At 61.1% G+C, this 6,544-nt stretch carries 8 protein-coding genes; 6 read left to right on the forward strand and 2 right to left on the reverse strand.

Features of this window, described 5'->3' with window-relative positions:
* A partial coding sequence (locus MR825_RS04255; RefSeq protein ID WP_287879072.1) for a TVP38/TMEM64 family protein occupies positions 1 to 482 on the forward strand: 482 nt, incomplete at its 5' end.
* A 363-nt stretch (positions 483 to 845) separates the two neighbouring features.
* Here MR825_RS04255 and tnpA read toward each other — a convergent pair.
* Positions 846 to 1,301 (reverse strand): IS200/IS605 family transposase, encoded by a 456-nt coding sequence (gene tnpA / locus MR825_RS04260; RefSeq protein ID WP_287879074.1) that lies wholly within the window; start codon positions 1,299 to 1,301, stop codon positions 846 to 848.
* Positions 1,302 to 1,538: 237 nt separating this feature from the next.
* On the opposite strand from tnpA, the gene MR825_RS04265 reads away from it, so the two are divergent.
* From MR825_RS04265 to MR825_RS04275, 3 genes are all read left to right on the forward strand, one after another.
* Entirely contained in the window at positions 1,539 to 2,195 is a 657-nt protein-coding gene (locus MR825_RS04265; protein WP_287879076.1) for a lysoplasmalogenase family protein, read from the forward strand.
* 4 nt (positions 2,196 to 2,199) lie between these two features.
* Positions 2,200 to 2,874 carry a TIGR01906 family membrane protein gene (locus MR825_RS04270; RefSeq protein WP_186907816.1) on the forward strand — a complete coding sequence of 225 codons (675 nt, stop codon included), beginning with the start codon at positions 2,200 to 2,202 and terminating at the stop codon, positions 2,872 to 2,874.
* Between the two features lie 140 nt (positions 2,875 to 3,014).
* A complete protein-coding gene (locus MR825_RS04275; RefSeq protein ID WP_256175879.1) occupies positions 3,015 to 3,851 on the forward strand; it encodes a hypothetical protein in 837 nt (278 codons plus the stop codon).
* Positions 3,852 to 3,904: 53 nt separating this feature from the next.
* Here the strand turns inward: MR825_RS04275 and MR825_RS04280 are convergent, their stop codons facing one another.
* Positions 3,905 to 5,005 (reverse strand): DUF3048 domain-containing protein, encoded by a 1,101-nt coding sequence (locus tag MR825_RS04280; RefSeq protein WP_287879078.1) that lies wholly within the window; start codon positions 5,003 to 5,005, stop codon positions 3,905 to 3,907.
* A 177-nt stretch (positions 5,006 to 5,182) separates the two neighbouring features.
* Here MR825_RS04280 and MR825_RS04285 point away from each other — a divergent pair, with 177 nt between their 5' ends.
* Positions 5,183 to 5,716, forward strand: coding sequence for a DUF4364 family protein (locus MR825_RS04285; RefSeq protein WP_186907864.1), 534 nt, complete (start codon positions 5,183 to 5,185; stop codon positions 5,714 to 5,716).
* Positions 5,713 to 6,544 (forward strand): MBL fold metallo-hydrolase (locus MR825_RS04290; RefSeq protein ID WP_287879081.1); only part of this gene is annotated, 832 nt, incomplete at its 3' end. The genes MR825_RS04285 and MR825_RS04290, both read left to right, overlap by 4 nt.

A 6,544-nucleotide genomic window follows, 5' to 3' on the forward strand; every position in this document is an offset into this window, starting at 1 on the left:
CGATCCCAAGCAATATCACCGCTCTGGCCGGAGCGGTGCTCTTCGGGATGTGGCCTGCGTTCCTGCTGACGGTAGCCGCGATCACCATTGGATCCGTATTGGTGTTCTGGCTGGCCCGGGCTCTGGGGCAGAACTTCGCCGAACGTCTGGTCAGCCGAACGGTGGCGGACAGGTATCTGGAGGTCATCCGCCGGAAGCGGGACGTTTTCCTGGCCCTGGTCTTTCTGTTCCCCTTCTTTCCCGACGATTTGATCTGCATTCTGGCGGGGCTTACCGACATCCCCTTCCTCCGCTTCCTGACCATCGTTCTGCTGACCCGGCCCTGGGGACTGCTGGTGGCCTGCGCGCTCGGAGGCTCGGTCATCGCCATCCCTCCCTGGGGCATGGCGATGCTGGCGCTGGCCGGGATCGCCCTGTTCCTGATCTGCCTGAAATACGGCGACCAGTGGGAGCAGGCCCTCTTCGAGCGCTTCAAAAAGTAAGCGAGGCTGTTGAAAAAGTGGCAAAGCCACTTTTTCGAAAAGACCATACGAAATTGTTGCCTCGATTTCTCGTAGAATTGTCGGCAAGAATTTCGTGAGAAGGGTCATTTCCGCGGCGCATCCCCCACAGGCCCCTCCCTTGCCCCCTGGGGGACCATTCACCCTGTGTCCCCGGAACGGGCGGATTCTGATTTGATTCCGTCGTCTGCGGGCGGCGGAAGGCTGCGAAGCGGAAGGCGATACATTTTCGACAAGTCAAGACCACCCCTGAAAGGGGTGGCTTGAAATAGCCCCGTAGGGGCATAGTGAGGCCAGCGTCTAAAAGACGCTGGCTTTCACTACGTTCAAGCCATTGTGGACTGATTACCTCGCGTTACCCTTAAAAGGGTTTTCGTACTCTTTCGTGCTAACTTTGTCCTCTATCTGATCCTGTTTCTCTTGCTCTTGAATATACTTCCTCAGGGCCTTCTCCTGTAAGCCTACCGTGCTGACGTAATACCCGGTGGCCCAGAAGTGTCGGTTGCCGTACTTGTACTTGAGATTTGCGTGACGCTCGAATATCATCATCGCACCTTTTCCCTTCAGATATCCCATGAAGCTTGACACCGAATACTTGGGCGGTATCGACAACAATAGATGGATGTGATCCGGCATTACTTTTCCCTCCAGGATCGCTACCCCTTTCCACTTGCATAAATCCCGGATGATATCTCGGATATCCTCCCGCATCCCCCAATAATCTATCTTCCTTCTATACTTCGGCGTGAACACGATGTGATACTTGCACACCCATTTACTATGTGCTAAACTGTCCGCCATAGAGCTTCACCGTCTTTCTTGGTTTTTTGATGGCCTGAACATCCATCAGTTTACCGTCGGTGCGGCTCTATTTAAATTCTCAACCTCACCCGCAAAGCGGGTGACTATTGGTTCCGCTTGGCGCGGAACTCGCTTAAGCGAGCTGGAGCGGCGGCCCGCTTTGCGGGCTGCCGCTTCTTGCAATACCAGCTGCGGGAGGGTATAATGCTGTCCAGTAGATTTTGAGGAGGCAGACCGATGGGACGCAGATATCTCGTATTCCTCTGTGCACAGGCCGGCCTCTACTCCGCCTTTCTCACCCTCGACCTGCTGCAGGTCGGAAGCGGCTGGAGCACCGCCCTCAAGTATGGCTCGATCCTTCTGTGCTTCCTCCTGTCCTGCGGCGGCAGTCAGGACCCCGACCGCCGCCTAGTACGCGCCGCGCTTGGCGTCACCCTGTTGGCCGATCTGTTCCTGCTGGTGCTGGGACGCTGGTATCTGGCCGGCGTAGGCGCCTTCTGCGTGGTGCAGGCCCTCTATTTTGTCCGGCTCCGCCGCCTGCGGGGCGGGCGGGTATGGCCCCGTCTGCTGCTGCGGCTGGCCCTGAGCGGGGCAGTGCTGCTGGTGGCGGGGCGCTTCAGTGCCCTGGAGTCTTTGACCGCATTGAGCGTCTTTTATTTCACACAGCTGGCCGCCAATGCGCTTGAGAGTCTGTTTCTGGGGCGGCGGTATGCGGCGTTTTCCGCTGGACTCGTCCTCTTCGTCTGCTGTGATCTCTGCGTGGGGCTGCAAAACCTCTCCGCCTTTCTTCCCGTGTCCGGGCACGGCGGGCTGTTCGCCTTCGCCCGGGTCGGGATGTGGCTGTTCTACCTGCCCTCCCAGGTACTGATTACCCTCTCTGCCGGAAAGAAGTGATTGGATGCATTCCTCCAAACTGGCCTCGCTTTCCTGTTCCGTGGCGCTGGCTTTGCTGGCCGTCAGCTTTTCCATTGCCGTCCCCATCTTGTTTCGTCCCTTCTACTATGTGCAGATCGGCGCGCTGGACCTGCCGGAGCAGACCGGGTGGTCCCAGGAGACCATCCGTGAGGCCTATGACGAGGTACTGGATTTCTGCGTGCTGGGCAGGCCCTTCGGCACCGGGCAGCTGCTCTGGTCGGAATCCGGCAAGAGCCATTTTGAGGATGTGCGCGTGCTCTTCACGGCCGATTTCTGGGTGCTTGGGATCAGCGCCGGGACCGCCTTGATCCTGGTTCTGCTGTGCCGTACCGGCAGGCTCGCCTTCCACCGTTTCCGGGGCCGTGGGCCAGGCTTCTGGGCCGGGGCGCTGGCTGCGGCGCTGGTGACGGCCGTGGCCGGTCTGGCCGCGCTGGATTTCGACCGGGCCTTTACCCTGTTCCACGCCATCTTTTTCCCCGGAAAGGACAACTGGCTCTTTGACTGGCGCACCGACCAGATCATTCTGGTCATGCCGGAGGCTTTCTTCCGCAACTGCGCCATCCTCATCGCCGCGGTGCTGCTGCTCTGCTGCCTGGCGCTGATCCTGTCCGACCGGCCGGGACGGCGCAAGGCGCCGCGTCCCTTTTCCGCCCGCTGACCAACACCCTTCCGGAGCCCAGGCCATAAAATGGCCTGGGCTCCTTTCTCACCCACGCCCCGCCTGCACCATTCCGGCGCTCACTCATAGAATGGAACGGAAGGAACTGTCCTTTTAATACTCTTTTGGGAGGTATTGCAATGCCTGATAAGGTCATGCCCGGCCCTGTGCAGGATACCGCCTGTATCCGTGAGGCCGTGTGCATACACACAAAAAAAATCTATGATTCCTGCAAAGATAAGGACTGTATCGAAGACCTGCGCTTCTACCCCACCCAGAGCTCCCAGTGCGCCATCGACCGGGCCATCAGCATCAAGGCCGGCAAGGCCGAGCTGCTGTACGTGTACATCGACGTAGAGCCCATCGGCTTCAACCGCGGCTTTTACACGGTGGACGTGCGCTATTTCTACCGCGTCACCGCCGACGCCTTCGTAGGCGCGGCCCGCCCGGTCGAAGTCTGCGGCCTGTGCGTCTTTGACAAACGCGTCATCCTCTTCGGCAGCGAGGGCACCGCCAAAGTCTTTTCCTCTGAGGCCGCCTTTGAAGCCCTGGACGAGCAGAACATCCGCAAAACCAACCTGCCGACCGCCGTGGTGGAGGCGGTGGACCCCATCGTCCTCAACATGAAATTGGTGGAGGTCTGCGAGTGCCGTCCCTGCTGCGACTGCGAACTCACCGAGATTCCCCCCTGCATCTGCGCCTGCTTCGGCAGCGACCTGTGCTTCGGCGGCGAGGGCAAGCGCATTTACGTCACCCTGGGCCAGTTCTCCATTATCCGTCTGGAGCGGGACTCCCAGCTGCTTATGCCTGCCTACGACTACTGCATGCCCGAAAAGGAGTGCGCCTGCGGGAACTGCGACGACGACCCCTGCGAGATCTTCCGTCACGTCAAATTCCCTGTGGACGAATTCTTCCCCCCCAACAGCATCGCCCCCTGCGGCGAGGGCTACCGTGACTTCAAGGGCTGCTGCAGCTGACCGCCCCCTGAAACAAACACCCCCGGCATCTTCCGATGCCGGGGGTGTTTTGGTTATGTAAAGCTCACGGCGCTGTCCAGGGGGACGATGTTCACATAGGTATTCCCCACGCCGAAGGTGAGCGGCTCGCCTTCAGCATCGAAATAGCGCAGCTGCCCATCCGGAAAATCCTTGGTCCATGTGATGGGAATATACTGTCCGCCGCAGGCAAACCATCCTGCGCCGCCGCTGGACAGATCCACGGTGATGTGGGCGTATTTGTCGCCGGTATTTTTACAGGCCGTCTTGATAACGATCACATTGGTCACCGCCACCGTTTCGCCGGTGTTTCCGTCCACATAGGGCTTGCCGTATTCCTCCACCTGGTAACGGCCGGTGTCCGCATCGTACGTGAACAGCCCCGTCTTGTAGTTGGAATAGGGCACGGTGATCTGTTGTGCCGCCGCACCGCCCGCCGGCGTACCGTCCTGAGCAAAAGACATCTCATAGACATAGCCGTCTTCATGCTCCTGCCGCAGACCGGTATAGCCGGCAAAGCGCTCGCAAACGGCGTCTCCGCTGGTAACCACGGTATGCTCCAGACTGTAGCTCTTGCGCCGCTCGGAATCCCGCCACATCAGGTTTCCATTGTCGCTGTTGCTCATATAGGGTCCCCGTACGCCGTCCAGCGCGTCCACGCTCCACTGGCGGATCTTGGCGTAGGCGTCCTCGCTGCCGCCGGCATGGAGGTAGACGGCGTCATGCCCCAGCGCCAGCTCCAGATAATAAGGCCGGGCAGAACGAATGGAACCGATCTTCCCCACGCCCTCCACACTCTGATAGACCCCCAGCATCCGGGTGATGCCGCCTTCCGCCAGCACCTCATAGAGGATGTCGGCCTCGGACTGTCCCTGCTGCGGCAGGGCCTCCTTCAAATTGTTGAGCATGATCGCCACCGGGCGCCGGTTGACCCAGTCCTCCCCGATGGGCTCCCCGGTCAGGGGGTTCCACGGTCCGTCGTAAGGCTCCGGCGTGGGTGCGGGAGCGGGCTGCGATGTAACCGCCGCTTCCGGCGTGGGTGCGGACGTGGGGGTCGCCTCCGGATCACCGGGCCCGCCGCAGGCGGAGAGGAGCAGGAAAAGCGCCAGGAGCAGGGGCAGCCGTTTCTTTCCCATGGTGGGGTTCCTCCGTTCTGTTTCACGTTTCTGTTTCCCCTGTATGATACCCCCATATCTGACCCCCTGTCAAGCGGCTGAAACTTTCCCTTGTGGCAGCGGCCTTTTTTCGGTATAATGGAATTGCCCTTGTCAACGAAGGGTATCCCATCTGTTTGGGGGAAAGGAGCATACACGATGGCCCGCTATGGCTTTATTCATGACAAGCTGGATATCAAATTTCTCATTCTCTACCTGATGGCCCGGGTGGTGGCCCCCATTGACTTTCCCACGCTCACCGATCTGACCATGTGCGACGGGGGCGTCGATTATTTCGAATTTGCCGAGGCGGTAAACGAGCTGGTGGAGACCGGCCATCTGGTTTTGGAAGACGACCGCTACGCCATTACGGAGAAAGGGCGCCGGGACGGCGCCGCCTGTGAGAGCAGCCTGCCCTACTCGGTCAAGCGCAAGGCCGGGCTCCAGGTATCCAAGCTCAACGGCGCGCTGCGGCGCAACGCCCAGGTACGCTCGCAGGTCCTGGAGCGGGCGGAGGGCGGCTTTACCGTGGAGCTGGCCCTGGACGACGACGGCGGGAATCTGTTTTCCCTGTCCCTGTTCTGCGCCTCCCGGGACCAGGGGGAGCGCCTGTGCTCCGGTTTTCAGGCCAAGCCCGAGCGGGTCTACAACGAAGTCCTTTCCGCCCTGCTGGATGAGGAGGAAACCGAATGAGCCGCTCTCCCTTTCCCGAAGAACTGCTGCCCGGCCTCTTCCGGATCCCTGTGCCCCTGCCCGGCAACCCGCTGAAAGAGCTCAACGCCTATCTGCTCCGCGGCGCACAGCGCAGCGTTCTGGTGGATACCGGCTTTCGTCAGAGCGCCTGCCGGGAGGCCCTGTTTGCCGGGCTGGAAGCCCTGGGCTGCCTGGACAAGCCCATCGACGTGGTGCTCACCCATCTGCATTCCGATCATTCCGGTCTTGCCCCGGAGGTGGCGGGTACGGCGGGGATCATCTACGTCAGCCGCGTGGACCGTCCTTCCCTGGACGATCCGGAGGCCCGCCGGGTCTTCTGGGGTATGGCGGAGCGGCGCTTTCTGGAGGAGGGCTTTCCGCTTTTGTCCCTGCGCCATCTGAACGACACCAATCCCGCCCGCTCCATGGCTCCGCCCACCGGCGGTCACTATGAAAGCCTGGAGGACGGCCAGCTTCTGGAGCTGGGCCCCTGGCGGCTGCGGTGCCTGCTGATGCCGGGACACACGCCGGGGCAGATGTGCTTCTTCCTGGAGGAACACAATGCCATTCTCCTTGGGGATCACGTGCTCTTCGATATTACCCCCAATATCACCGCCTGGCCTGCCATGCCGGACGCCCTGGGTTCCTACCTGGTCAGTCTGGAGCGGGTGCGCGCCTACGGCGGCGCCCTCCCTCTGCCCGGCCACCGGGGCCGTGGGGACCTGACCGCCCGGGTGGGACAGCTGACGGCGCACCACCAGTGCCGGCTGGAGGAGGCCTTCGCCGCCGTGCGGGACCACCCCGGAGCGGGGGCCTATACGCTGGCAG

This window comes from Lawsonibacter sp. (assembly GCF_022777125.1).
GTDB lineage: Bacteria > Bacillota > Clostridia > Oscillospirales > Oscillospiraceae > Lawsonibacter_A > Lawsonibacter_A hominis.